At 76.5% G+C, this 26,366-nt stretch carries 23 protein-coding genes; 7 read left to right on the forward strand and 16 right to left on the reverse strand.

Annotated elements, in window-relative coordinates; genetic code table 11:
• Positions 1–18: 18 nt before the first annotated feature.
• Entirely contained in the window at positions 19–375 is a 357-nt protein-coding gene (locus ACN20G_RS25895) for a hypothetical protein (RefSeq protein WP_424215220.1), read from the reverse strand.
• Between the two features lie 208 nt (positions 376–583).
• Here ACN20G_RS25895 and ACN20G_RS25900 point away from each other — a divergent pair, with 208 nt between their 5' ends.
• Positions 584–943 (forward strand): hypothetical protein, encoded by a 360-nt coding sequence (locus tag ACN20G_RS25900; protein ID WP_424215221.1) that lies wholly within the window; start codon positions 584–586, stop codon positions 941–943.
• Here ACN20G_RS25900 and ACN20G_RS25905 read toward each other — a convergent pair.
• Positions 858–2,123 (reverse strand): MFS transporter, encoded by a 1,266-nt coding sequence (locus tag ACN20G_RS25905; RefSeq protein ID WP_424215222.1) that lies wholly within the window; start codon positions 2,121–2,123, stop codon positions 858–860. The genes ACN20G_RS25900 and ACN20G_RS25905 overlap by 86 nt on opposite strands.
• A 113-nt stretch (positions 2,124–2,236) precedes the next feature.
• Here ACN20G_RS25905 and ACN20G_RS25910 point away from each other — a divergent pair, with 113 nt between their 5' ends.
• Positions 2,237–3,565, forward strand: coding sequence for an aminotransferase class I/II-fold pyridoxal phosphate-dependent enzyme (locus ACN20G_RS25910; protein WP_424215223.1), 1,329 nt, complete (start codon positions 2,237–2,239; stop codon positions 3,563–3,565).
• A 350-nt stretch (positions 3,566–3,915) separates the two neighbouring features.
• A complete protein-coding gene (locus ACN20G_RS25915) occupies positions 3,916–4,902 on the forward strand; it encodes a DMT family transporter (RefSeq protein WP_424215224.1) in 987 nt (328 codons plus the stop codon).
• On the opposite strand, the gene ACN20G_RS25920 is transcribed toward ACN20G_RS25915, so the two are convergent.
• Complete coding sequence (locus ACN20G_RS25920) at positions 4,887–6,314, reverse strand: STM4012 family radical SAM protein (protein WP_424215225.1); 1,428 nt, start codon at positions 6,312–6,314, stop codon at positions 4,887–4,889. The genes ACN20G_RS25915 and ACN20G_RS25920 overlap by 16 nt on opposite strands.
• Positions 6,315–6,605: 291 nt before the next feature.
• Here ACN20G_RS25920 and ACN20G_RS25925 point away from each other — a divergent pair, with 291 nt between their 5' ends.
• Positions 6,606–7,769, forward strand: coding sequence for a DUF1152 domain-containing protein (locus ACN20G_RS25925; protein ID WP_424215226.1), 1,164 nt, complete (start codon positions 6,606–6,608; stop codon positions 7,767–7,769).
• A gap of 6 nt (positions 7,770–7,775) precedes the next feature.
• Here ACN20G_RS25925 and ACN20G_RS25930 read toward each other — a convergent pair whose 3' ends face one another.
• Together ACN20G_RS25930 and ACN20G_RS25935 are read right to left on the reverse strand one after the other, a co-directional pair.
• Positions 7,776–8,285: an NUDIX domain-containing protein gene (locus ACN20G_RS25930; RefSeq protein ID WP_424215227.1), complete on the reverse strand. Its 510-nt coding sequence runs from the start codon at positions 8,283–8,285 to the stop codon at positions 7,776–7,778.
• Positions 8,282–8,962, reverse strand: coding sequence for a hypothetical protein (locus ACN20G_RS25935; RefSeq protein WP_424215228.1), 681 nt, complete (start codon positions 8,960–8,962; stop codon positions 8,282–8,284). The genes ACN20G_RS25930 and ACN20G_RS25935 overlap by 4 nt, the downstream gene beginning before the upstream one ends.
• Positions 8,963–9,306: 344 nt before the next feature.
• Between ACN20G_RS25935 and ACN20G_RS25940 the strand changes: the two genes are divergently transcribed.
• Positions 9,307–10,572 (forward strand): choice-of-anchor A family protein, encoded by a 1,266-nt coding sequence (locus tag ACN20G_RS25940; protein WP_424215229.1) that lies wholly within the window; start codon positions 9,307–9,309, stop codon positions 10,570–10,572.
• 88 nt (positions 10,573–10,660) lie between these two features.
• Complete coding sequence (locus ACN20G_RS25945) at positions 10,661–11,431, forward strand: peptidoglycan-binding protein (protein WP_424215230.1); 771 nt, start codon at positions 10,661–10,663, stop codon at positions 11,429–11,431.
• A 31-nt stretch (positions 11,432–11,462) separates the two neighbouring features.
• Here the strand turns inward: ACN20G_RS25945 and ACN20G_RS25950 are convergent, their stop codons facing one another.
• Positions 11,463–12,215, reverse strand: coding sequence for an SDR family NAD(P)-dependent oxidoreductase (locus ACN20G_RS25950; RefSeq protein WP_424215231.1), 753 nt, complete (start codon positions 12,213–12,215; stop codon positions 11,463–11,465).
• 94 nt (positions 12,216–12,309) lie between these two features.
• Between ACN20G_RS25950 and ACN20G_RS25955 the strand changes: the two genes are divergently transcribed.
• Positions 12,310–13,296, forward strand: coding sequence for an aminoglycoside phosphotransferase family protein (locus ACN20G_RS25955; protein ID WP_424215232.1), 987 nt, complete (start codon positions 12,310–12,312; stop codon positions 13,294–13,296).
• Positions 13,297–13,391: 95 nt separating this feature from the next.
• Here the strand turns inward: ACN20G_RS25955 and ACN20G_RS25960 are convergent, their stop codons facing one another.
• The 10 genes from ACN20G_RS25960 to ACN20G_RS26005 all read right to left on the reverse strand — a co-directional run bounded on the left by ACN20G_RS25960 (position 13,392) and on the right by ACN20G_RS26005 (position 26,311).
• Positions 13,392–14,720: a radical SAM protein gene (locus ACN20G_RS25960; protein ID WP_424215233.1), complete on the reverse strand. Its 1,329-nt coding sequence runs from the start codon at positions 14,718–14,720 to the stop codon at positions 13,392–13,394.
• Between the two features lie 139 nt (positions 14,721–14,859).
• Positions 14,860–17,238 (reverse strand): RNA repair domain-containing protein, encoded by a 2,379-nt coding sequence (locus ACN20G_RS25965; RefSeq protein WP_424215234.1) that lies wholly within the window; start codon positions 17,236–17,238, stop codon positions 14,860–14,862.
• Complete coding sequence (locus tag ACN20G_RS25970; protein ID WP_424215235.1) at positions 17,238–19,067, reverse strand: RNA ligase family protein; 1,830 nt, start codon at positions 19,065–19,067, stop codon at positions 17,238–17,240. Before ACN20G_RS25970 ends, ACN20G_RS25965 begins: the two co-directional genes overlap by 1 nt.
• A gap of 114 nt (positions 19,068–19,181) precedes the next feature.
• Positions 19,182–19,763, reverse strand: coding sequence for a hypothetical protein (locus ACN20G_RS25975; protein ID WP_424215236.1), 582 nt, complete (start codon positions 19,761–19,763; stop codon positions 19,182–19,184).
• Positions 19,764–19,932: 169 nt separating this feature from the next.
• Positions 19,933–20,178, reverse strand: a complete 246-nt coding sequence (locus tag ACN20G_RS25980) for a ferredoxin (RefSeq protein WP_424215237.1) — start codon at positions 20,176–20,178, stop codon at positions 19,933–19,935.
• Positions 20,179–20,183: 5 nt separating this feature from the next.
• Positions 20,184–21,377: a cytochrome P450 gene (locus ACN20G_RS25985; protein ID WP_424215238.1), complete on the reverse strand. Its 1,194-nt coding sequence runs from the start codon at positions 21,375–21,377 to the stop codon at positions 20,184–20,186.
• A gap of 121 nt (positions 21,378–21,498) precedes the next feature.
• A complete protein-coding gene (locus ACN20G_RS25990) occupies positions 21,499–22,860 on the reverse strand; it encodes an MFS transporter (RefSeq protein WP_424215239.1) in 1,362 nt (453 codons plus the stop codon).
• Entirely contained in the window at positions 22,857–23,519 is a 663-nt protein-coding gene (locus ACN20G_RS25995; RefSeq protein ID WP_424215240.1) for a helix-turn-helix domain-containing protein, read from the reverse strand. The genes ACN20G_RS25990 and ACN20G_RS25995 overlap by 4 nt, the downstream gene beginning before the upstream one ends.
• A gap of 111 nt (positions 23,520–23,630) precedes the next feature.
• A complete protein-coding gene (locus ACN20G_RS26000) occupies positions 23,631–24,827 on the reverse strand; it encodes an LLM class flavin-dependent oxidoreductase (protein WP_424215241.1) in 1,197 nt (398 codons plus the stop codon).
• A gap of 89 nt (positions 24,828–24,916) precedes the next feature.
• On the reverse strand, positions 24,917–26,311 hold the full coding sequence (locus tag ACN20G_RS26005; RefSeq protein ID WP_424215242.1) for an NtaA/DmoA family FMN-dependent monooxygenase: 1,395 nt from the start codon (positions 26,309–26,311) through the stop codon (positions 24,917–24,919).
• Positions 26,312–26,366 lie beyond the last annotated feature (55 nt).

Genomic DNA, 26,366 nt, shown 5'->3' on the forward strand with positions numbered 1-26,366 from the left:
CCGGCCCGAGCCCGCCCGTCACCCGGGGGCCTCGACCTCCAGGTGACGGCGCCGGCCCGGACCCCGGTAGCGCAGGCAGACCCACCCCATCGAGGTGAGCGCGGACTCGCAGGCGTCCCACCGGTCCGGGTCCGGGCCCGGACCCGACCACTCCACCACGGCCACCGCCGTGGGACGCGGCCCCGAGGGCCCGGCCGCTGGGGGAGCCAGGACCCGGTAGCCGGGCGCGCCGGCCTCCGGGTCGGCGGGCGGCAGCCCCGCCGCCTCCAACAGCAGGGCCACCGCCCGGACCGGCCGGGCCACCTCCCACGGAGCGGGCCCCGACACCCCCAGCACCCGGCGGATGTCCCGCAGTCCCGCCAGGGCCGCGGCCACCTCCGCCGTCCGCGTCCCCGCCCGATCGGCCCCCGGGCGGGGGCCGGTGCCCGTGGCCGGCTCGAAACCCGCCGGCCCGGACCCGCTCACCCTCGCCCCCGGAACGTGTCACCCATGCGTGCCGCCTCTCCTGATCCGAGTACCGGGTCCGCGCGCCTGAGTAGTTCACCCCATGCCCGGCACCCCCGCGGCCCACTGTAATGACGGCATGTCGACCACCGAGATCCGCGAACGGCGCCCTCTGGGACCCCTCGTTCGCCGCCGACTGACCGTCACCGGCTCCGCGCTGGCCGTCGCGGTCCTGCCGCTCGCGGTCGCCGTGCTGTGCGCCCGGGCCGCCGGCGCGGACCCGACGGCCCCGATCAACGCCCTCATCGCGGGCGGCGCCAAGCGGCCCGGCATCCCCGTCGTCGAGTGGCGCCGGCGGGCGCACACGGCCCGGGTGACCCTGCGCCGGGTGCGCGCCGGCGGCCGGGGAGCGCTCAGCGGGGGGCCGGGGCGGCCTCGTGCGACGCGGCGGGGGCCCGGGGCGGACCGGTCGGGGCGGGGGCCGACCGGGATCGGGTGAGCCGGTGTTGGGCCAGGGCCGTGACACCGAGCAGCACGCCGAGGACCGGCCAGGCCAGGGGGCCCGCCGTGACCACCGCCGTGGTCACCAGGGGGCCGGCGCTGCGCTGGGCCGAGGAGGACAGCCCGTGGACCCCGAGGAAGGCGCCCTGGGCGGTGGGCGGGGCCAAGGCGATGGAGAGCTCCCAGCCGACGGTCGACTGGAGCATCTCGGCGAGGGTGAGCAGGGTGGCCGCCAGGACCAGGGCGACGGTCGCCCACACCGGGCCTCCCCGGGCGGAGAGCCCGAGGGCGACACAGCCCAGGAGCAGCGAGAGGCCGAGCGGCAACAGGAGCCGGTGCGCGGCCCGGGTGTCCGGCGCGAACCGGGCCAGCGGCACCTGACAGAGCACGACCAGCACGCAGTTGAGCACCTGGAGCAGCGGGGACAGGCCGTGCGGCGCCTGTGTCGCGGTGACGATCCACAGGGGCAGGCCGACGCTGAAGACCGAGTCGTGCAGGGCCAGCACGGCGTCGGTGGCCGTGTACCCGAGGTAGGTGCGATCGCGCCACGGGCTCGGCGGGGTCACGGGCACGGCGGAGTCGGCGGGCGCGGCGGTTCCGGTGGCGGGTCGCCCGGGGCCGCCGGCGCGGATCTCGCGGCCGGGCGCGGCGGGTTCGGCGCACCGCGCCGTGATCAGGGCGATGACCACGAAGGACAGCGCGTCGCCCAGCAGCAGGGCCCGGTAGGCGCCGAGGGTGCCCACGGCGAGGGCCCCCGCCGCGATCAGACCGCCCGCCGCGAAGCCGACGTTCGCGAGGGTGCGGGTGTACGCCTGGTAGCGGATCCGGTCCGGGCCCGCGACCCGCGCCGCGAACAGCTTGCCCAGCACGCTCACCGAGCGTTCCGCGAAGCTCGCCACCGCCGCGTAGAGCAGCAGCAGCGCGAAGTCGTCGGTGGTCAACAGGGCCAGGGAGCAGCCGGCGCGGGCCAGTTGCAGGCCCGTGATCAGCCGGGTCAGCGGCAGCCGGTCCGCGAGCCGGCCCGCGATCGGGGAGCCGGCGATGCCGACCGCGCCCGCGAGCCCCAGCAGGAGGCCGACCTCGGCGACCCCGAGGTCGGCGACCGTCACGAAGTACAGGGCCGCCGCGCTCGACCACATGCCCGTGCCGATCTTGTCGACGAGGGCCGCCCCCAACATGCGACGCCCGTCGCGACCCCCCGGCACCCGCGATCGGGTTCTCTCGTGGCCGTTCTTCATCCGTGCCCCCCTGACACTTGACCAAGCCATTGTGTTGGTACAGAATCTGGTACGTGGCGACACAATATGCAATCACGGGTGCGAACGCCAGGGAGATCGGCGCGGCCATCGAACGGGGCGTGGCCGAGGGGGCCTTCGCGCCGGGATCCGCCCTGCCGCCGGTGCGAAGGCTGGCCGAACGGCTCGGGGTGAGCGCCGGCACGGTCGCCGCCGCCTACCAGGAGTTGCGGCGGCGCGGCATCGTGGTCACCCGGGGCCGGGGCGGCACGGTCGTGGCCGCCGCGCCCGCCGTCGGATCCCGCCGACCCCCGCGCGTGCCGGAAGGGGTCCGGGACCTGGCCGGCGGCCACCCCGACCCGGCCTTCCTGCCGACGATCCGCCCACCGCGCGAGATCCCCCCGCACGGCGGCTCGCACCGGGGCAACCCCCGCGTGCCCGAACTGGAGGACCGGGCCCGCGCCTGGTTCGCCCGCGACGGGGTGCCCGCCGACGGGGTGACCTTCGCCAACGGCGCCCTGGACTGCGTGTCCCGGTTGCTGTCCTGCGAACTGGCGCCGGGGGACGCCGTGGCCGTGGAGGACCCGGGCTTCCACCACGTGCTCGACCTGGTGCCCGCCCTCGGACTGCGCGCGGTGCCCGTGACGGTGGACGACGAGGGACTGCGGCCCGCCGAACTCGCCCGCGCCCTGCGGACCGGCGCCCGCGCCGTGGTGTGCAGTCCGCGCGGCCAGAGCCCGCGCGGCGCCCGCTTCGGACCGAAGCGGCGGGCCGAACTGCTCGCCGTGCTCGCCGCCCACCCCGAGGTGCTCGTCGTGGAGGACGACCACAACGCCGAGATCGCGGATCCCGACGGGGTGCCGCTCCACTCGCTGTGCACCGGGGGACTGCCCCGCTGGGCGCAGGTCCGCACCGTCTCCAAGAGCCTCGCCGTCGACCTGCGCTGGGCCGCCGTCGCCTGCGACCCCGTCACCCTCGCCCGGCACGACGGCAGGCTGCTGCTCACCTCGGGCTGGATCAGCCACATCATCCAGGAGAGCGTGCTGGCCCTGCTGACCGATCCCGAGACCGCGCGCCTGACGGCCGAGGCCCGCGCCGCCTACGCCGCCCGCCGGACCGCGCTCCTGACCGCCCTCGACGGGCACGGGATCACGGCGCACGGCGCGAGCGGCCTCAACGTGTGGGTACCCGTGCGGGACGAGTCCGCGGTGGTCAACGGGCTGCGCACGCGCGGCTGGTGGGTCGCGGCGGGTGCCCGCTTCCGCACCGCCACCCCGCCCGCCGTACGGATCACCACGGCCGCGCTGCCCCCGGCCGACGGCCACCGCCTCGCGGCGGACCTCGCCGCGGTCACGCAGGAGTCCGCGGGCACCTACGGGGGCTAGGCCGTCTCTTCCGGATCTTGCCTGACCCGCGCCGCCTGGCACCGCACCTCGCCGCGTTGTCGGGAACACCCACGTACCCCAGTACGAGGGCGCCCCTCCGCCTTGCGATGCACGGCACCAGACGACGCGGGCTTAACCGGCAAGATCCAAAAGAGACGACCTAGGCAGAGCGCCGGGCGTCCGGGCCGGCCAGGGCCCCGGGTTGGTGGGAACCCCCACAGTTCGCCGCCGGCGGCGGGCGAATCCTGGGGCATCGGCCCATGGGCCGGGCTCCGGCCCGCCGCTAGCGTCACCGTGCGGGCGGTCGTCCTCCGGTCACCGACGCGGCGACGAAGACGAAGGGGTGCGTGGTGGGCGGAGTGGTGCCGGTCCTGGCGGCGGCGGTGTTGTGGGGGACGGTGGGCCCGGCCCAACTGCTGGCCGGCCGGGACATCGACCCGGTGGCCCTGGGTGCCTGTCGGATGCTGCTGGGCGGTCTGGCCCTGGCCCTGGTCACCGCCCGCCCGGCGGGGCTGCGGACCCTGACGGCCCGGGCCGTGCGCGGCCCGTTGGCCGCCGGGATCCTGACCACCGCCGCCTTCCAGGTGTGCTTCCTTCAGGCCGTGGAACGCGGCGGCGCCGCCGTCGCCACCGCCGTCACCTTCGGCACGGTCCCCGTCGCCGGCGGCCTGTGCGCCCGGATCCTCACGGGGGAGCGGACCGGGCCGCGCTGGCCCTGGGGCACCGCCTGCGCGGTCCTGGGCATCGGCCTGATGCTGCTGCCGGGCAGCGGGGGCCGGGTGGACGCGGTGGGCCTGTGCTGCGCGGTCGCGGCCGGCGTCGCCTTCGGCGCGTACATCCCGGTGGTCAAACTGCTCGGCGCGCGCGGGGCCGAACTCGCCGCCGCCTCACCGGTCTGCGTGTTCGGCGCGGGCCTGCTCGTCTCCCCCTACCTGTTCGCGGTCGGCGACCCGGGACCCCTGGGCAGCGCGCGCGGGCTGGCGCTGGTGGCCTGGCTGGGCCTGGGCACCACCGCGCTCGGCTACCTCCTCTTCACCCGGGGCGTGACCCGGATCAGCGCGGGCACCGCCGGCACCCTGAGCCTGACCGAACCCCTCGTCGCCACGGGCCTGGGGGTGCTGCTGCTCGGCGAACGCCCCGGCGCGCCCGCCGCCGTCGGCGCCGCCCTGCTGCTCGGCGGGCTGATCGTGGTCTCCCTGCCCATGGGCGAGCACCCGCGCCGGCCGGCGCCCCCGCACCGACCGGCCACGCCCCCGCGGGCCCCGACCCCGCGGCCTCGAACCCCGCAGCCCCCGAACGGGACCGGTCCCGGCGAGCCCGCTCAGCGGTCCCGGTAGTCGGCCATCGCCCCGCGCACCCGCTCCGAGAAGAACAGCGGCCCCACCGCGTCCGCCCAGGCCATGCCCTCCGGCGTGAGCCCCAGCCGGCCCGGGGTCAGTTCCCGGGCCCACAGCCGGTCCCGCAGCAGCTCCCAGGGCCCGGCGAAGTCCTCCTCGAAGCGGGTGCCGAACCGACGCTCGTAGGCGTCGACGGACATGCCCCCGACCTCCAACAGGTGCTGGAGCACGAACATCCGGCGCCGCTCGCCCCCGTCCATCCGGAACGCCCAGCGGGCCCGCCGGAACCGCTCGGTGGGGGTGGCGATGTAGTCGTCGATGATCCGTCGCACCTCCGGCACGGCCACCGCGTAGTCCGTGGTGTAGTGCAGGTCGGTGGTGAAGGACCGCGCGCCGACCCCGAGGCCCACCATGCCGGCCTGCTGGTTGTACTCGCTGATGGAACTGCCGTCGGTGTCCTCCACGGCGGCCGTCCCCGGCCGCCGGAACACCCGCATCGAGGTCTGCTCGTACCCCGCCGACAGCAGCCGGTCGCGGCCGTAGCGGTACAGCCGCAGCCGCTGCTCGTCCCACTCCTCACGGGTGGTGCGGTGCCGGCCCATCAGGCCGGTCAACGGGCGCACGTACAGCGGGTACAGGTAGATCTCCTCCGGCTCCCACGACAGCGCCGCGTCCAGCGAGTACCGGAAGGTGCGCTCGGTCTGCCCCTCGATCCCGTAGATCAGGTCGATGTTGAGGATCGGGAATCCGGCCGCCTTCAGCCGGGACAGGGCCGCGTCCACCGCCGACCGCTTCTGCGGGCGCACCGCCGCGCGGGCCTCCGCGTCCACGAAGCTCTGCACGCCGATGCTGAGCCGGGTCGCGCCCCGCTCCGCGAGCACGGCGAGCCGGTCCTCGGTGGCCGTCTCGGGCGAGGTCTCCACCGTCCAGGACGCCGCCTTCAGGTCGGCGCCCATCACGTGCTCGCAGATGTCGCTCAGCTCGGAGAGCTCGGCGGCCGTCAGGTACGTGGGGGTGCCCCCGCCGAACGCGGCCAACGGGAAGCGGATCCGCTCGCCCCGGGCGGCGGCGTTCACCTCCAGCGCCTCACGGGTCACCTCGGCCTGCCGGCGCAGGGTCCGCAGGAAGTTCCCGGTCACCTCCTCCGGGGCCCCGGTACGGGTGAACAGGTTGCAGAACCCGCAGCGCATCTCGCAGAACGGGACGTGCGCGTAGAGGGAGAGGGCGTCGAGGCGCTCCCCGGCCCACAGCTCGGTCAGCGTCGGGCCCTCGTCGAGGAGCCGGTACGCCTTCTGGTGCGGGTAGGCGTACACGTACTGCTCGTACGGCGTGCCCACGTCGCCGGGGAGGTCGGCGGGGTCGGGGAGGGGGCCGTGCGTGGGGGAGGGGACGAGCGGAACGGTGACGGTCATGGGGGTGCTGGATCCCTTCGGGTCTTCACGGAGCGGCGCAGGAGGCCCTCCCGCCGGTGCGGACGAGCGCGGTCGGCGGGGTGACAGCGCGCCACACTAGGGGCCCGGTGGAAGACGGCACGAGCGCCGAATTCGACGGAATCACCCCGGGAAATCAGAGGTTCGTACGGAGTTTCCGCGCAGGCCCGGAATCCGACGTCGAAGAGCCCGAAATGGTCCCGGTTTCAACCGTTCCGGTTCCGCGGGGCACCTCTGGTGGAACCCGCGCACCCGGTGATAGCCGTGTCCCCCATGCGTCCTGCCACCCACGCTGCCGATCGGCACACCCCTGCCCCGTCCACCCCCGAACGCCCCCGGCGACTGCTCGTCGCGGCGGGCGGCGGCGGGGACGCCCTCACCGCCGCCGCCCTCGCCCACGCCCTGTACGGGCCCGACACGCCGACCCTCGTCCTGACCTGGGCCTGGGAACGCCTGGTCGTCGACCCCGTGCCCGGCCCGCGCGGCCGCGCCGACTTCACCGGACTCCGCGAACCCGCCCCCGGCGTCCTGCTGTTCACCCCCGACACCCGACCCGTCGCCCCGGCCGGTTCCCTGCTGCCCCGGCTCTCGGGCGAACTGCCCTGCGCCCTCGGCCTCCTCGACCCCCACCAGGGGGTGGCCGGCCTCACCGACACGCTGCGGGCCGCCGCCGAATGGTGCGGCGCGGAGCGGATCGACGTCGTGGACGTGGGCGGCGACATCCTCGCCCGGGGCGACGAACCCACCCTGCGCAGCCCCTTGGGCGACGCCCTGGTCCTGGCCGCCGCCCGCCGCACCGGCCTGCCCACCGACGTGTACGTGGCCGGCCCGGCCCTGGACAACGAGGTCCCGCGCGCGGAACTGCTGCCCCGGCTCGGCCCGGCCGCGCTGCGCCTGACCGCCGAACACACCGCCGCCCTGCTGCCGCTGTTCGCCTGGCACCCCTCCGAGGCGAGCGCCCTGCTGGTCGCCGCCGCCCGGGGCCTGCGGGCCCGCTGCGGCACCCGCGACGCCCCCGCCCCCGTCGACCTCGACGCGGCGAGCGCCGGCGTGCACCGGCTGCCCCTCGACGCGGCCCTCGCGCTCAACCCGCTGGCCCGCGCCCTCCTCGACGCCGACCCCGTCGACCTCCCCGGGGCCGAGGCCGTCTCGGAGAAGGTCTGCGGGTTCTCCGAGGTCGCCCGCGAACGCGAGCGGGCCGCGCGCGGCGAGGGACTGCCCCCCGCGCCCGCACCGGCGCGCGCCCCCGACGCCGGGGCCCTGACGGCCCGGTACGCGGCCTGGGAGGCCGGCCCGCGGGCCGCCGGGATCGCGTGCGTCACCCGACGCCTGGTCGTGGAGGAGCTGGGCCTGGAACCGGCCGAGCGCGATCTGCTCCTCGACCTGCTCGGCGCGGCCGACCGCCCCGAGGCCCCGCTGCTGCGCCTGCGCCCCTGACCGCGCTCAGTCCTCCAGGTACGCGGTGATCCCCGTGCGCCGGGCCCCGTCCACCGCCCGCAGCCGCGCGAAGCCCGCCGGCGGCATCAGCGGCTCCCACTCCCGCGCGGACAGCACCCGCGCCTCGGTGTGCTCGGCCGGATCCAGCCGCAGGGCGGCCAGGCGCGCCTCGCTCAGCACCCCGCCGTCGAAGACGAACCCGATGTGGTGCGCGGGCCAGGCATCGCCCCGGGGGGCTACGTGATGGGCGAGCAGGAGTCGCGTGGGCGGGCCCGTCACCCGGATCCCGGTCTCCTCGGCGCACTCCCGCACGGCCGTCCGCCACGGGGTCTCGCCGTGGTCGGCGTTCCCGCCCGGGAACTGCCAGGGCTCCACCTCCGACACCGACCGCAGTTGCAGGGGCCGGCCCCGCTCGTCGGTGAAGTACAGGCAGGCGTAGAAGGTCGTGGCCGGCAGGGTGGCCACGTACTCGCGGGGCGGCAGCCATCCGGCCACGGGCACCCCTTTCGTCGTCATCGGTCGGTCTCGGTCGGTCGCAGGCACAGGTCGAACACGGTGGGCGGCAGCGCGGGCCGGTCGGAGGCGCAGCCCTCCTCCGGGTTCCCGGGCGCCGGTGGCCCGCCGCCCTCGGCGCCGGCGGGGCTCGCGGCTCCGGAGGCCCCGGAGCCGGCGGCGCCCCGTGCGTGCGGCCGGTGGGGTCCGGCGCCCGGGCGCGGTCGGCGCTGCGGTCGGGCCCCCGCGATCGGGGGCCGGGCGACCGGGCGGACGGAGGGGTGCGGTGACGGGCGCTCCGAGGTGGCCGCGTCGGGGGCGACCGGCCCGTCGGCGGGATCGGCGGAGTGGTCGGCAGGGGTCCGCGCCGGCTGCGGACGTGGTCGCGCCGACGGGTCCGCCGCGAGCGCCGGCGGACGTCGGTCGGGGCCCTCGGGGCGCGGTCGCGGCTCGGACCCGCCCGCGCCCCCGGGCGTTCGCGCGGGCGGGGGCGCGGCCGCGTGGGTGGTGGGGCCCCGGGGCGGCTCCGGCGGGAGCGTGCTGTGCACGGCGGAGGGGTCGCCCGCGGGCTGGTCCGGATCGAGTCCGGGGGCGGGGCCGGCGCCCGCTCCGGTGGGCCCGGCGCCGCACGCGACGGCGCCGACCCCGGCCATCAGGGTCACGAGGGAGAGCGGCAGGGACAGGGCCCGGCGGGACGGCATGCCCCCACCATGCCGCACACCGGCGCCGGGGCGGGGACGTTCGTCACGCTTGGGGGTGACGGCGTTGCGCTTTCGTACCCGGTCGTCGGACCCCGGCGGGCCCGAGAGGTCCCGACTCGCCGGATATGGCCAGAACTCGGGCGAATCGTCGCAATCACGCGTTCAACACCCGTACGGGGCAGCGATTTCGGGCGTATCGGATGGCAACTCAGGCCAGAACAAACAGGACCTGACGCATCAAAAGGTGCCCTTCGGGCATCCGGCTTGACCGGGATGTTCTTCGGGCGAAAGAGTGCGCCGATCACGTACAACAGCATGACCTGCACCACTCGGAGATAGCTGTCATGTCCATACCCGTCCGCACCGCGTTCGCCCTCACGGCGGCGCTCGGCGGCTCCCTCGCCCTCGGTGCCATCGCCGCCCCCGCCGCGCTGGCCACCCCCGCTCCCACGTCCTGCGTCTCGCCCCTGGGCATCGCCAACGGCTACGGCGAGTTCATCGAGAAGGACCTCAAGCACACCCCCGACGCCGAAGGCGCGGTCGCGGTCGGCGGCAACGCCGACTTCACCGGCGGCTTCAGCGTCGCCAACGAACTCAGCCCCGCCCAGGTCACCGCCCTCCCCGGCGGCAACACCCTGGTCGTCGGCGGCGACGTCAAGGGCACCGTGCAGCTGATGAAGGGCAACGCCGTGTACGGCGGCACCCTCAGCGGCACCATCGACCCGCACGACAAGACCGCCAAGGTCGTCAAGGGCCCGTCCCCGATCGACTTCACGGCCGAGTTCGCCAAGCTGCGCGCCGCCTCCACCGCCCTGGCCGGCGCCCAGTCCGCCGGGGCCTCCTGGAAGCTCACCGGCAACGTCCTGGAGTTCACCGGCACCGACGCCACGCGCAACGACTTCGTCGTCCCGGCCGCCGAACTCGCCAAGGCCAAGGAAGTCCGCGTCAAGGTGCCCACCGGCGCCGTCACCGTGGTCAGCGTCACCGGCACGACCTACGACCAGGCGAAGGCCGGCACCTACGGCTTCTTCCTGTACGACAACGCCACCGGCAAGTACGTCAACGACGACAAACTGGCCAGCGCCGCCGACGGCAAGATCCGCGCGAAGCTGCTGTGGAACTTCCCCGAGGCCACCAGCATCGTCAAGAACAGCCCCAACGCGTGGCCGGGCAGCATCCTCGCCCCCAAGGCCGACTTCCGACTGGGCTCCGGCGGCCCCGTGAACGGCTCGGTCATCGCCAGGTCCCTCGTGGGCTCCGGCGGCGCCGAGACCCACCACTACCCCTTCGCCGGCTGCCTGCCGGAGAAGCCCGGCAAGCCCAGCGACAAGCCGAGCGACAAGCCCTCGCCGAGCACCTCCTCGCCCGCGCCCTCGACCACCCCGTCCGGCAGCGCGTCCGCGACCCCCTCGGCCTCCACCACCCCGTCCGTGACCCCCTCCGGTTCGGCGTCCACCCCGGGCACCGCCCCGAGCCCCTCGGCGTCCACGCCGGGCGGCGACCTCGCCAACACCGGCGCCGGCATGACCGGCCCGATCGCGATCGGCGGCGCCGTCGTCCTCGCCGTCGGCGCGGGCATGGTCGTCGTCGCACGCCGCCGCAGGGCCTGACCGCACCACGGTGAGCGGGGGGTCGGCGTCGGCGTGAAGCCGGCGGCGGCCCCCGCCCCCGTGTCCTGCCCCCGCACCGGAGCCCAAGGTGAACCCAGACCCCGAACACCCCCCGGACCAGGACGAGGGCCTCCTCGTCCGTCCCTACGTCCCCGATCCGATCGGCCCCCCGGCCCCCGAACCCGAACACCGCGTCCCGCCCCCGCCCGCGCCCCGCCGCGGGCACAGCGCGTCCCGGACCGCCGTCGAGACCGGGCCCCCGACCGAGCCCGCGCCCCCGTCCCGCCGCGCCGAACGCGAACGCGGCCTGCGCGCCCCGCTGCTCCTCCTCGGCGCCCTCGCCGTCCTCGCCGGCGGCACCCTCGCCGTGCTCTTCCTCGACGAGGACCCCGCACCGGCCGGCGCCGGACCCCGGCCCGCCGTGTCCGTGCCCGTGCTCCAAGGCGCCGCCCCCGCACCCGAGGACACCCCCTCGACCCGGGACTCCGGCGCCCCCAGCTCCCCGACGCCCACCCGGAGCGCGACCCCCACCCCGAGCCGGTCCGCCCCCGCATCCGCCTCCGCCTCCGCCTCCGCGGAGCCCACCCCGTCGGCGACCCCCGAGGCCCGCCCCACCCCGACGCGCCCCGGCCGCACCGCGACCGCCGAGGGCACCCTGCGCCCGGGCGACGACGGGGACGCCGTGCGCGGTCTCCAAGGGCTGCTGTACGGCCAGGGCTTCACCTACGTCGAGCGCACCGGCGAGTACGACGAGGACACCCGGCGCGGCGTCGAGCAGTTCCAACGCGACCGCGGCCTGACCGGGGACCCCTACGGCGTCTACGGGCCCACGACCCGCGCCGCCCTCACCGGAGGCTGACGCGCCGGTCGACGCGCCGGCGGGCGCACCGTCACCGCCCGCCGGCCACCCGCAGCACCGCCCCCGTCGTGTACGAGGACTCCTCCGACAGCAGCCAGGCCACCGCCGCCGCGATCTCCGAGGGCTCCCCGGCCCGCCGCAGCGGAATCCCCGGGGCCATCCGCTCCGCCCGGTCCGGCGCACCCATCGCCGCGTGCATGTCGGTGTCCACCAGCCCCGGCGCCACCGCGTTCACCCGCACCCCCTCCGGGCCCAACTCCTTCGCCAGGCCCATCGTCAGCGTGTCCACGGCCGCCTTCGACGCCGCGTAGTGCACGAACTCGCCCGGACTGCCCAGGGTCGCCGCGCCCGAGGACAGGTTCACGATCGCCCCGCCCCGCCCCCCGGCCCCGAACTCCAGGGCGGCCCGCCGGCAACACAGCAGCGTCCCCAACAGGTTGACGTCGACCACCCGGCGCAGGTCCTCGACCCGCGTCGCCGTCAACCGGCCGAGCGGCCCCGTCACCCCCGCGTTGTTCACCAATCCGGTCAACGGCCCCAGCTCCGCCACCGCCCGGTCGAAGAGCTCCTCCACGTCCTCGGGCACCGAGGTGTCCGCACGCACCGTCAGGCAGCGCACTCCGCTCGCCCGCACCTCGGCCGCCACCGACTCGGCCGCCGCCCCGTCGCTCACCCACGTGAGCGCCAGGTCGTGCCCGTCCGCCGCGAGCCGCCGGCACACCGCCGCCCCGATGCCCCGACCACCGCCGGTGACCACCGTCACCTTCCGAGCCGACTCCGCCACGACCAACCCCCTCGTCCGATTCACCGATCACCGCATCCTCGCAGGACGGCCCGGTCGCCCCCCTCCCGGGCCCCCGGGGGGTCAGGATTGACCCGTGAACGACCTCCACGAGGGCCGGCCCGCCGCCGCCTCCACCCAGGCCGCCGAACCCGCCGGACCCGCCCCGCCCGCCCCCCGCCCCCGACCCGATCACCCCGGCCCCGAACAGTCCGGCCCCGAACAGCCCCCGCCCCCGCGCTCGGGACGGACGCACACCCTGGACTTCCACGCGGACACCGTCGTCAAGACCTACGCCTCCTGGGACCGGGGCGAGGCCCGTCGCGAATGGCGCTCCCTGACCCTGCTGGCCCACCACGCCCCCGGCCACGCCCCCCGGCCGCTCGCCGCCCGACTCGACCTGCGGCCCCCGCGCATCACCATGGAACGCCTCCCCGGCACCCCGCTGCGCGGCACCGACGTGCCCCCCGAGGCCGTCGAGGCCCTCGCCGACACCCTGCGCGCCGTCCACACCGCCGTCCCGGCCGCCGCCCTCGCCCGTCAACCCGAGGCCGCCTGGCACGCCGCCCGGCTCGACGCCCGGGCCCGCGCCGGCCTCGACCACCCCGCCCTCGACCCCGCGCTCCCGCCCACCCCCGAGGGCCCCGGCCCGCTCGCCCGCCGGGCCCTGGCCGAGGCACGCGTCCTCGTCGCCCGCGAGAGCCTCGCCGAACACTCCGGCACCCGGGCCCTCGTGCCCGTCCTCGGCCTCGCCGACGGCAACCTCGCCAACCACCTCTGGGACGGCGAACGCGTCCGCCTCGTCGACTTCGAGGACTCCGGCCGCTGCGACCGGGCCTTCGAACTGGCCACGATGTGCGAACACCCCTCGGCCTGGGTCGACACCCGCTTCGACGCCGAACTGCTCCTGGCCCACCTGGCGCCGGCCGCCCCCGAGGCCGCCCGGCTGCGCCACCTGCGCCGCCTCGTGGCCGTCCTCTGGCTCGTGGCCTACCTCACCGACCCCGGCGCCATCGCCCGCAACCCGCCCGACACCGCCGAACGCGCCGCCGACCGGCTCCTGACCCTGCTCGGCGCGCACTGACCGCGCGCCCCGGACACGGGAACGGGGCGGGCCCGATGTCGGACCCGCCCCGTTCCCCGCTCACCGGCCCGCCGCACCGCGCCGGGCCGGACCGCTCAGTGCTCGTCCTGCGCGGGCAGGCTGTCCATGAACGAACTCACCGAGAACACCGCCCGACCCGGACCGGCCGGCCCGTACCCGGGAGGGGAGCTGAGCCCGTACTCGGCCATCGTCGCCGCGTACGCCTCCAGCAGCCGGATGTGGTACTCCAGCGGCGCGCCCTGCGGGTTCGCCTTGCCCAGCGGGGTGGTCGGCTCCGGGCACCAGGTCGTGAACCGGGGGGTGATGCCCCGGGACATGAAGTAGTGCAGGCCCTCCACCGTGGAGTCGATGGCCTCGCCGACCTCGGTGAACCCGAAGGGCTCGGCCATCTCCACGCCCGCCACGAAGTTCGGGATCACGTTGCGCGGCCCGAAGATCTCCGCCGAGTCCAGGATCCGGCGGTGCCACTCGTCGCGCCCCACGTAGCGCTCCTTGCCGGGGCAGTACAGCTCGAACAGCCGCCGGTCCCACACCTCGTAGTTCGGGTGGTAGATCCGCACGCCGTAGTCGTGGAAGCGCTGCACGTCCTCCTTGGGCAGCGCCTGCGCCACCACCTTGCCCGTCCAACGGCCCGGGAAGCGCTCCTCGATGGCCTTGGCGTACTGGCCGTAGAAATCGGCCTCGTCCTTGCCCGCGACCTTCGAGGTGATCGCCCCGCCGGTCAGGGTGTACGCCTTGGAGGACTTCGAGGTGTCGTACTTGTCGATGATCTCCAGCGCCTCCAGCACCTCCTCCACCGGCTTCACCCCGGTGTAGGGACGCCCGGCGGCCTTGTGCTGGCGCCAGTTGTGGTTGATGTCGCAGTACTGGCACTCCTCCTTGGCGCCGAAGTACTGGCAGACCCGGAAGACCGTCAGGTAGATCAGGTAGCCCCACTGGATCGTCGGCGCCACCTCCATCACGGACTTCCCGTTCGACAGGGTGTGCTTGTAGTACTCGGGCATCGGCGGCACGCCCACGTCCGCGATCCGCGCGCCGTCCAACCACAGGCCGAGCATCCCGTCGTCCCCGGCCGCGACCCGGTACGGGGACGAGGGGTTCACGCGCACCGACACCACCGTGCGCCGCAGGTCGTAGGGACCGCCGGTGAGCACGATCTCCTCCGGCGGCCGGCGCAGCGCGGCCTCGCCCAGCTCCGGCAGGGTGCGGTGGTCGAAGGAGAAGATGAAGTACGACTTCGGCTTGACCTCACCGGACTCGTTGTCGCTCAGCGCGGACTCGTCGAACGCGATCCCGCCCCGCAACAGGTCCTCCTTGATCACCGCCTCCCGAGGGACCTGCGGGAAGCGGCTCATCAGGGACTCGACCATGTCGGTGCGGCGAGGCTCGGTGCTGGATGTCATACGGGACACGCTAATACCGTCGCGGACCCGCCGGGACGCCGAGGTCCCGCGCACCCCCCGCCGCACGGGCCCTTCGGCCCCCGGCGTGGCACGAATCACGTCCCGGGCCCTTCGACCCGGCCCCACGGCCCCCGCCGGATCAGGGGCCGAGACGGTACGCCGCCTCCATCCCGGCCCCCGCCACCCACCGCACCGAGACCCCCGGCAGCCCCCGCAGCGGGTCCAGGGCCAGGGCCGCCAGCGCAGCCTCGCCCGGCGGCCGGGACCCGAGCCCCACCGCGTACCGCACCCGGCCCGGCCCGACCGCGCAGGGTCGCGGCCACGGGTGCGCGTCCCCGTGCCCGGCCTCCTCCAGCGCCGATCGCAGCGCCCACATCCGCCCCCGCAACCGGTCCGCGACCCCCTCCGCGTCCTCGCCCGCGACCGTGACCAGGGCCCAGGCCGCGTGCCGCCGGTACAGCGGCGGCGGGCCGGCCCAGCGCTCCGGCCCCGCCCCGCCCGCCGCGGCCTCCCACGCCCGGTACAGCTCCTCCGTGATCGCCTCCCGGCCCGCCGGGGTGACCCGGTCGCCGGTCGAGCGCACGGGCGCCGTCGGCGTCAGCACCGCCATCGCCCCGTCCCCGGCCCGCGCCGGCCCCGCCGCCGGCCCGCCCGGGGCCCCGGGCGCCCCCACCCGCAGCCCCCAGTCCCAGACCGCCCACTGGCCGAAGAACTCCGTCCAGGCATGCTCCCGGGACACCCCCGGGCCCAGCCGCAGCGCCGTGTGCGCCGCCAGCACCGTCCACGCGATCCCCGGCAGCCCACCGAACGGCGCCCCGTCCAGCCCCCGGGCCCGGGCCCACCCCTTCACCGTGCGGGCCAGGGCCCGGAACTCCTCGGCGACCCCCGCCTCCGTCACCGCCGTCGTGACCGCCACCGCGTCGTCGACGGCGCCCAGGGCGGCGGCCGTCGCCGCACCGCCCTCGGCCCGCCGCGCCAGGGCCCGCGCCGCCGGCGCCCCCGGCACCGTCGCCACCACCAGGTCCACCGCGCGGCCCGCGCACCGCAGTCGCAGCCCCGGCACCCGCGCCCCCACCACCTCCCGCACCCGCGACACCTCGGGCCCCGACGCCCGCAGCCGCTCCGCGATGGTGCCCGGGCTCAGGGCCGGATCGCCGGGCACCCCCACCAGGTCCAGGTCCGCGCCCGGCAGCGCGCACCCCCAGCGGCGCGAGCCCACGACCTCCAGCACGGACCCCGGCCCCAACGCCGCCCGCACCAGCGCCGTCACCCGCTCGTCCACCGCCCGCTCGGCCTCGTCGTCGGGCGCCTCGGCGGTCGTGGGCCGCGCGGTCCACCCGGCGACCGCCGGGTCCCGGGGCCCGTCGCCGCCCGCCTCCGGGTCCGCGGCCAGATCGACGAGGACCCCGAAGTGGTCCGAGAGGAACAATCCGTCCGGGGTCGCCGGCCGGTCCCCGTACCGCCGCGCCGCGAGCACCCGCGCCCGGTCCCCGCGCAGCAGCACCCGGTCGATCCGGCCCGCCTGGCCCGTCAAGGAGCCCACGGCCGCCAGCGGGTTCACCCCCGGATCGAAGGTCGGCGTGAGGTCCTCGGGCCCGTGACGGCGGGACCAGGCGTCCGCCACCCCCAGCACCCCGGCGGGTCCCTCGGCCCCGATCCGTCCGTCGTTGAAATCGCCCACGACCAGCGCCGGCACCGCCGGGTCCAGCCCGGCCAGGCCCTGCGCGATCCGGCCCAGCTGTACCGCCCGCACCTCCCCGCCGCCCTGGGTGTGATCACTGCTCAAGTGCGTGCAGAGCACCGTCCACGGGCCCGAGGGCGCGGCCAGGCGCACCCCGAGCACCGCCTTGTGCCGGCCCAACGAGTGCGTCCCGACCTCCGTGATCGGCACCCGACTGAGCACGGCCAGCCCCGTGTCCGACACCTCCCGACCCCGGGGGCCGTCCGAGACCGTCCACCCCGCGCGCAGCCAGGGCTCCGCCAACAGGGCCCGCCACAGCGGCTCCTCCACCTCTTGCAGGGCGATCACGTCGGCCCCGGAGGCGGCCAGCGCGGCCGGCAGCAGGGCCCGGCGCCGCGCCGTCGAGATCAGCTCGGCGTCGTACCGGTCCCACAGCGTGTTCCACGTCAACACCCGCAGCGACCCGCCCGACCCGCCCGACCCGCCCGCCACCGGGGCGGGATCCGGCACGGCCGGGGCCCACTCGCCCGCCGCCGGATCCCACCGGTGCGGCACGCGGGGCGCGAAGAACGGCGCGGCCAGCGCCCGCTCCGCACGCACCCGTCCGGGACCCTCGGCCCCCACCGTGTCCACCCCGCTCGCCCGGTCCCAGACCACGACCCCGTCCGCCTCCACGAACAGCACCCGGTGCCAGGGCACGTCCCCGCCCGGCACGAACCGCGCGAACGGCACCCGCTCGGGCTCCGCCCCGCGCTGCGCCACCCCGAAGACGAACCGGCCCTGATCCAGCCGGGCGTCCCACCGGATCCGGTGGTAGACCTCTTCGCTCGTGCGCATCACGCGATCCCCGCTCCCGTTCCCGTACCCGCGTTCCCGAACTCCTCCAGTGTCCCGACCCGGTCCACGACCGTGCCCCGCGCCCCCACCCACCACACCCGGTGCGCCGCGCCCGGTCGCGGAGGCTCGAACCGGCGCTCCTGACGGGTCAGCACCTCCGCCGGCACCGCGTGCGGCCGCGCCGCGTTGCGGCGGGCCCGTTCGGCGGCCGGCAAGGCGAACGCGACCTGCGTCACCAGCGCCCCGCGCCGGCGTGCCACCGTCACCGGGCCGGACCGCTGCCGCGCGGTCAGCCCCGTGGCGTCCCACACCACCGTGCGCCCCTCACCCCCCTCGGTCAGCGCCGCGTCCAGCCGGTCCAGGGCCAGCGCCAGCACCCGCGCGTTGTCCCCCTGATCGGCCCGGTCACCGCGCTCGCCCCGGATCCCGTCGGGCGAGACCACCGTCACCGGGCCCGGCAGCCCGGACGCGAACGTGCTCTTCCCGCTGCCCGAGGGGCCCACCAACTGGAGCAGGCGCGGGAATCCGCCCGCGCGCACCGCCCAGGTCGCGGCCAGGGCCTCGGCCGGCGACACCGCCGTGCCCCGGGCCCAGTTCTCCCGGGCCCGCGCCCAGCACAGGTCGCGGGCCCACGGGTCGAGCACCCCGGCCGCGTCCAGCCCGGCCCGCACCCCGTCGCGCAGCTCCGCCCACGGGTCCTCGCCCCACAGACCGGCCTCCTGCGCGTGCAGCCCCGACCAGTCCACCGCCTCCGCCTCCGCCGCGTCCCGCGCCCCGGCGGCGGCCACCGCGTGGGCCACCGCGAGGTCCACCGAGGCCCCGAGCCCGGCCAGCCCCGCGCGCCGTTCGGCGTCCGGGAACGGCCGGGTCAACAGCGGGGCCACGGAGACCAGATCGGCCAGCACCCGGGCCTGCCGGGGCCCGAGGGCGGGCGCGGCGAGCACACCGAGCGCGGCGGGCCGGTGCCCGGCCAGCAGGTGGGCCAGCACGCCGGTCAGCCGCGCGTCCCCGAACCGGTCCGCCGCGTCCAGCCGCCCCGTCACCTCCGCGAGCCGCCGCACGCTCTGCGATCCGGAACCCGAAACGGAATCAGGCGCCGGGCCGGAACACGGGCCGGGCTCAGGCGCGGGGCCCGGGTCGGCGGGCAGCACGGCGGCCCGCAGAGCCCCGGGATCCGGCGCGGCCCCCGACCGCACCGCCCACAACGCGGCGGCGGGGCCCAGTCCGTTGGGGACCACGGGCGCGTACATCCAGTGGGTGTCGGTGGTGACGTGGTGTGGCCGCACCCATTTCGCGACCCGCCGGCCGAACTCCGCGCGGTCGAAGCCCTCGACGACCCGCACCACGTAGCCCTCCTGCCGTGCCGGGTCCACCCGCAGCCGGCGCAGGGCCCGTTCGTCGAAGACCCCGCGCCACAGCACCGGGACCGCGGGCAGCCCGAGCCGGTGGGTCAGGCGCACGGTCTCGTCCCAGCCCAGGCAGCGTTCCCCCGCCCACACGGAGAAGGCGAGGAACCAGCTCTCCAGGTCCTCGTACGGCAGCGAGTGCCGCGCGTGCAGGTTCTCCCCGCAGATCCGGGTGCCGGCCGGAATTCGCCCCCCGACCCGGGCGGTGAGGGCCTTCACCCAGGCGCGCGAGGGGTGCGGGCCGGAGTCGACGGAGCGGGCGTGGCACCCGTCCCGGTACAGGGTGGTGTTCTCCCCGTCGAACTTCTCGGTGACCACCACCTCCCGACCCCGCAGGCCGTCGAGGTCGACCACCCGCAGGTCGTCCCCGCTCGCCCCCGGGGACCAGGGCAGATGGGGGGTGCGGGGGTAGGGGGTGCGCATGGCGATCCTGTTCGGCCGGGGGCGGGCGGCCCCACTGTAGGAAGCCGCCCGGCGGCCGGGCCACCGCTTTTGCCGGCAGCCCGGCCCCGTCGCCGGCTCGGCCCGGCCCGTCCGTCAACCGCCCCAGTGGCCCCGGCACAGGTCCACGACGGCGGGGGACACTCGCCCGTCGGCGGCCCGGCACAGTCGGACCATCTCGCGCGCGGCGTCCCCGGAGGTCGGGCGGCCGGGCCGGACCGGTCGGCCGACCGGGCGCGGGGTGGGTACCCGGGGTTCGGCGACCGGCCGGGTCCCGCCGGCGCGGGGCGCGCGCCAGGGACCGGAACGTGAACCGGAGCCCGAGGGGGCCCGCTCCCGGCGCGGCGCGGCGGCGGCCTCGGCGGCCCGCGGCGGCTCGGGCTCGGGGCCGGCGCTCGACGGGGCGGGCACGGGCAGCCCGCCCAGGGGGAGCACCGCCGGCGGGCTCGGCGCCGTGCGCGGGCCGGGGGCGGCGGGGCCGACCGGCGGCAGGGGGCGGGCGGCGCCCGCCGGGTCGGGAGCGGCCGGCGCGGACCGGTGCGGTCCGACGCTGACACAGCCGGCGAGCAGCGCCGTCAGCACGGCCGGCAGCAGGGCGGAGCCGAGGGCGCGGCGGACGCCCGGGCGCGCGGTCGGGCGACGGCGGGCGGGCGGAGGGGAGGAGGACTGCGGGTGCATGGGCCCCACCCTGCCGTCCGCCCCGGCCCGGCCCGGGGCCCCGTCGCACGGGGGAGTGAGACGGGGCACCCGGCCGGGTGAGGAGCGCGTCAGCGTGACGCCGGTCCGCGCGCCGATCGGCCCGCCGAGGAGCGGAGTTCGGCAGGAGGGGTTCGGTCGCGGGGTCCGCTCAGGCGGGTCGGACGGTGATGGCCGACACCGGGCAGGCCCGGGCCGCCTCGCGCACCAAGGGCCCGGCCGCCCTCGGCCCGTCCCCGCTCACCGGGTCGGGCAGCAGCGCGCCGAACCCGTCGTCGTCCTGGGTGAAGACGGCGGGCGCGGTCAGCGCGCACTGACCGGCCCCGATGCACCGGTCGGTGACGAAGGAGATCTCCACGAGCCCGCCGTCGGCCCGCTGTTCCTCGTGTCGCGGCATGCCGGTCACCACCGCACCGGCAGCGCCAGCATGCCCTGGACGGTGTCCCCGGGTTTGAACGGGATCTCCTCCGGCGGGGCGTCCAGGCGCAGGCCCGGGAGCCGCGCGAACAGGGTGGTCAGCGCGATCTCCATCTCGGCCCGCGCCAGGTTCTGCCCCAGGCACTGGTGGATGCCGAAACCGAACGCGACGTGGTGCCGGGTCGGCCGGTGGAAGTCGAGTTCGTCCGGCCGGGGGTACACGCTCTCGTCCCGGTTGATGACCGAGGCGGGGAAGACCACGCCCTCCCCGGCCCGGATCACCGTGCCGGCCACCTCCACGTCCTGCGTCGCGACCCGCAGGATCCCGTCCGCGATGGACAGGAACCGCATGAGTTCCTCCACCACCTCGCTCATCAGCTCCGGGCGCTCCCGCAGTTCGGCGAGGCGCTCGGGGTGGCGGAGCAGGGTGAAGGTGCCCAACGAGATCATGTTGGCGGTGGTCTCGTGACCGGCGATCAGCAGGATGGTGGCCAGCGCGACCAGCTCCGGCACGTCGATCTCACCGGGCTCCAGCCGCTGCGCGATCAACTCGTCGAGCAGCCCGTCGCCGGGTTCGACGCGCTTGGCGGCGATCAGCCCGGTCAGGTAGTCGTCGAGCCGCGCGCGGGCCTCCTGCACGTCGGAGAGGGCGGGCCCGCGCAGCAGCCGCCGGGACTGCTCCTCGAAGAACTCGTGGTCGGCGTAAGGCACTCCGAGGAGGGCGCAGATCACGATGGAGGGCACCGGCAGCGCGAAGGCCCCGACCAGTTCGGCCCGGTCGCCGCCCGCGACCATCGCGTCGATCAGTCGGTCCACGGTCTCCTGCACCCGGGGCCGCAGCGCGGCGATCCGCTTCACCCCGAAGCTCGGGATGAGCATGCGGCGTTGGGTGTTGTGCACCGGGTCGTCCACGCCCAGCAGGGCCGGGTTCGGCGTCACCAGGCCCTTGAACCGGGCGGTGGGGAAGGGGAATCCGGGCTTGGTGCGGTCCGTGGACAGTCGCCCGTCGGAGAGCAGGGCGCGCGCGACGGCGTGTCCGGTCACCACCCACACCTCACGCCCGTCGAAGAGGCTCGCCCGCGACAACGGGCGCTCCTCCCGCAGGGGTTCGTAGCCGGTCGGCGGGTGGTAGGGGCAGGTGCGGTCCTGGGGGTACGAAAGGGTCTCGGTCTGCGTCATCGGTGACCTCGCAGGAGGAGTACGCGGCGCGGGGCCGCGCCGCCGCACCCATTACATGCCTCAGGCACCTATCTTTGACGCGCGAAGTTCGGCCAAATCCCGTGACCCTCACCCGGACGGGTCAATCCGCCCGCGCGACCCCCACCCCCGCGCCCCCGGACACCGGCTTCCGACTCTCCTCGACCACCTCGCCGAGGGACCGGGAACCCCAGCTCAGCGCCGCCCCGAAGAGCAGCGCGGCGGCCGGCAGCCAGGGCCACGCCCCCGCCGGCAGCGCCCCGAGCAGCAGTCCGCACCCGGCGCCCGCGAGCTGGAGCGCCAGGGACTGCACCGACAGGGCCGTGGCCCGCGCCCCCGACCCCGCCGCCCGCCGGTGCAACAGCTCGTTCTCGTTCGGCGCGGCGGCCCCCAGCCCCAGGTACACGAGGACGAACCCGAGCACGGAGAGCACCCGGGCGCCCGTCCCCCCGCCCGTCGCGCCGACCGCGAGGGCGAGCACGCCCAGGGCGCCGGCCGACAGCCCGAACCGGGCCGCCCGCGCCCCGTCCCCGCACCGGCGGGCCAGGGCCGGGGCGAGCCGGTTGCCGAGGGCGTTGCTCAGGAACCCGGCGCAGGACAGTCCCGCGAACAGCAGCGCGCCCGTCTCGGCCGAACCCACCACCGACGCGGCCCGGCCGGGGGTCAGCAGCTCCATGGTGGCCAGGGCCCCGCCGGCCCCGACCGCCCCGATCAGCACCCGCCGCAGCACCGCGTCCCGGCCCGCCAGCCACAGCCCGGCCCGCAGGGTGCCGGTCAGGGAGGCCCGGCGCGCCCCGCCGGCGCGCTCCGGGGCGGGCGCTGGGGCGGGCGCCGGCTCCCGCAGGGCCACGGTGGCGAAGAGGCAGAAGAGCAGGTGCGCGGCCACCGCCAGGACCACCGGCGCGGCCAGCGGGGTCAGCGGCGCGATCGCCTCCCGCGCCGCCGGCGCCCGGTCCAGGGCCCAGGGCAGCACGCCGCCCAGCGCGGTGCCGGCCGCCAGCCCCAGCGAACCCGCCACCCCGCCCCGCGCCAGCCCCTCCCGCATGCGCTCCGGGCCGCCGCCGAGCCGCTCCACCGTGTCGGCCCACCACGCCTCCAGCGGCCCGCTCGACAGGGCCCGGCCGGCGCCCATCAGCACCATCGCCGCCACGAGCACCGCCCGGCCCTCGAACGCGGCCAACAGACCGGCGCAGGCCGCGTACAGCAGCCCCGAGGCGATCACGACGGCCCGCCGGCCGAACAGATCGGACAGCCCGCCGGTCGGCAGCTCCAGCAGGGCCGTGACCAGCGAGTACACCGCCAGCGTCCCGGTGATCGCGGGCAGGGACAGGCCGCGCGAGGTGAGCAGCAGCACCAGCGGGGTCGCCAGCGCCGCGACCGGCAGCCACTGGAGGGCGCAGGCGCTCGCGTACCGCCGGCGGGCCCGCGCCAACGCGGCGCCGTCGACCTCGCCGGCCGCGCTCACGCCGTGCCCCCGGAGCGCGCGTCCCCGCCCGTCCCGCCCGTCCCGTTCGCCCCGTTCGCCCCGTCGGCCCCGCTCCGGTCCGCGAACGGCAGGCCCGCCATCAGCACGGCCACGTCCCGGGCCCGCGGATCGGCCGCGTCCCGGGCCCGCAGCTCCAACACCTTCGCCTCCAGGTGCTCCCACAACTCGGCCAGGGACTCGGGGGTCAGCCGCACCAGCCAGTCCCCGACGCCCGCCGCACCCGCCCACGCGGGATCCAGTGCCCCCTCGCGCAGATCGGCCGCGTGCCGGCCCAAGGAGCGTTCCAGGTGCTCCACCTGGGCCCGCTGCATCACGTCGAGGAAGGCGCGCCCGCCGGGCCCGTCGGTCATCTGCGCGTCGTCCCACGAGGTGAGCTCGTGCACCGAGCGCCAGCGCCGTTCGCGCGCGTCCCGGTGCTCGGCCTCGACCACGAACCCGTGCCGCGCCAACACCCGCAGGTGGTAGCTGGTGGAGGCGGAGGACTCGCCGGTGGCCACCGCGAGTTCGCTGGCGGTGGCCGGCCCGTTCTGGCGCAGCAGGCCCAGCAGGCGGATCCGCAGCGGATGGGTGAGCGCTTTGACGGCGTCGGCGTCACGGGCGGGGTCGAGGACCCGCCGGGTGGGCGGTTCGAGGGTCATGGGCAACGACGGTAGGCCGACCCGCGAGATTCCCCAAGAACTTTTGCAAACATTTCTCGGGAAAACTCGGGTCGGCCTGACGCCGTCGACCGGTGGGGGTCCCGCGGGGGCTCAGTCGCCCGCGCGGCGCCGCCACTCCTCGGCGAGCAGTTCGTACGAGCGCGCCCGCGCCTCGTGATCGTGCGTCACCGTCGTCACCAGCAGCTCGTCGGCCTCCGTGGCCTCCCGCAGCCGCTCCAGGTCATCGGCCACCGACGCCGCCGTGCCCACGAACCGGGTCTCGATCCGGTCCGCCACGATCGCGTGGTCGGCGGGCGCCCACGCGGCCTCCAACTCCGCCGCCTCGGCCGGCGTCGGGTACTCGATCGCGCCCGCCCCGGTCCGGATGGACCGCACCCAGGGCCCGTACCCGGCCGCCAACTCGCGCGCCCGCTCCGCGGTCTCCGCGACCACCACGTCCGCCGACACCGTCACGTACGGCCGGTCCCGCTCCTCCGAGGGCTTGAACGCGGCCCGGTACGCGGCCACCGCCTCCAGCACCGTCGCAGGACTGACGTGGTAGTTCGCCGCGAACGGCAGTCCGTGCAGGCCCGCGACCTCCGCGCTGACCCCGGCGCTGCTGCCCAGCACCCAGACCTGCAACGAGGCCCCCTCGCCCGGCACCACCCGCAGCGGCACGCCCTCGCTGGACACGTAGGAGCCGGCGAGCAGCGCCAGCACGTCCGCGACCTGCTCCGCGTACTCCTGCTGCTCCGCGCCCGGCTGGGTGAGCAGCCGGTGCAGGGCGGCGAACCGGGGCGAGCCCAGCAGGTGCGCGAAGGAGAACACCTCGGGTATCCGCAGCCCGTTGGCCGTGTACCCGTCCACTACCTCCGGGGTGGTCACGGTGGGCTCCGGCTCGGCGTCGACGGCCGCGACGCGCTCGCCGGTGCTCGTCACCGCCCCGGCCCGCTCCCGCGTCGGCGGACGACCGGCGGACCGGCCCAGGCCCAGGTCCAGCCGGCCCGGGTGCAGGGCGTCGATCAGCCCGAACTCCTCGACCGTGGACAGGGCGGTGCGGTGGCCCATCTGCACCGCGCCCGAACCGAGCCGGATCCGGGTGGTCGCGGCGGCGGTCAGGGCGATCACCACGGCCGGCGAGGTGCCGGCGACCCCGGGGTTGAGGTGGTGTTCGGCGAACCAGTACCGGGTGTAGCCGGCGGCCTCGGCGCGCCGCGCCAGGTCCACGCTGCGGCGCAGCGCCTCGGCGGCGTTCGAACCGGTGGTGATCGGGACGAGGTCCAGGACCCCGAGCGGGACGGCGGGCATGGCCGGACCCCTTTCGTGAGGATGGTGCGTGGGGACGTGCGAGGGGGGAGTGCCGGGGGAGGGGGACCCCGGGGCGAACGGGGGAGGGATCAGCGGGCGGCGTCGGCGGGGACGGTGCCCGGCGCGCGGCGCGTGCCCCGCTCCGGGACGCTCAGGCCCAGGTGCTCGCGCAGGGTGGTGCCGGTGTACTCGGTGCGGAACACCCCACGCTCCTGGAGCAGCGGCACCACGGTGTCGGCGAAGGCGTCGAGCCCGCCCGGGGTCAGGTGCGGCACGAGGATGAACCCGTCGGCGGCGTCGGCCTGCACCAGCGTGTCGATCTGGTCCGCGATCGTGGCCGCCGATCCCACGAAGGTCTGCCGGGAACCGATCTCGATGACCAGCTCGCGGATCGACAGCTTCTTCTCCTCGGCCAGCGCCCGCCACTGGGCGGCCACGGCCAGGGGGTCGCGGAACATGCGTACGCTGGCCTGCCCCTTGGCCACGGTGTTCTCCCCGGGCAGCGGGTCGATCTCCGGCAGCGGACCGTCAGGGTCGTACGCCGACAGGTCGCGGTTCCACACGTGCTCCAGGTGGGCCAGCGCGGTGGCCCCGCTCACCTGGGCCCGACGCACCTGGAAGGCCAGTTCCTCGGCCTCGGCGTCGGTGTCCCCGAGCACGAAGGTGGCCGCCGGCAGGATCAGCAGCTCCTCCGGCCGCCGCCCGTACCGGGCCAGCCGGCCCTTGACGTCGGCGTGGAAGGCACGGCCCGCCTCCAGGGTCCCGTGCCGGCTGAAGATCGCGTCGGCCTCGGCCGCCGCGAACTCCCGGCCCTGGTCGGAGTCCCCGGCCTGGAAGATCACCGGCCGGCCCTGCGGACCGCGCGGCACGTTGAACCGGCCCTCGATCTCGAACTCCTCGCTGCGGTGCGTGAACGCGCCGGCCGCCGCGTCCCGCAGGAAACGGCCCGTGACCGGGTCGGCGAGCACCGCGTCGGGGGACCAGGAGTCGAAGAGCTCGTGCGCGGTGGCCAGGAAGTCCCGGGCCCGCTCGTAGCGGCGGTCCTCCGGCAGATACCCGCCGCGCCGGAAGTTCTCGCCGGTGAACGCGTCCCAGGAGGTCACCACGTTCCACGCGGCCCGCCCCTCGGAGAGGTGGTCCAGGGACGCGAACTGCCGGGCCACCTCGTACGGTTCGTTGAACGTCGAGTTGATGGTGCCGGTCAGCCCGAGGCGCTCGGTCACCCCGGCGAGCGCCGCCAGCACCGTGAACGTGTCCGGCCGGCCCACCACGTCCAGGTCGTGGATCCGCCCGGCCCGCTCCCGCAGCCGCAGGCCCTCGGCGAGGAACAGGAAGTCGAACTTGGCGCGCTCGGCGGTCCGCGCGAAGTGGACGAAGGAGTCGAAGTCGATGTGGCTGCCGGCGCGCGGGTCGCTCCACACCGTGGTGTTGTTGACGCCGGGGAAGTGGGCGGCGAGATGAATCTGCTTGAGCGGCTTGCTCATGGGGAGTCCTCGGGCGAAGACGGCGGGCGCGCGGCCGAAGGGGCGCGCCCGGAAA

The sequence above is a fragment of the Streptomyces dryopteridis genome (genome assembly GCF_049606955.1).
Classification (GTDB): domain Bacteria; phylum Actinomycetota; class Actinomycetes; order Streptomycetales; family Streptomycetaceae; genus Streptomyces.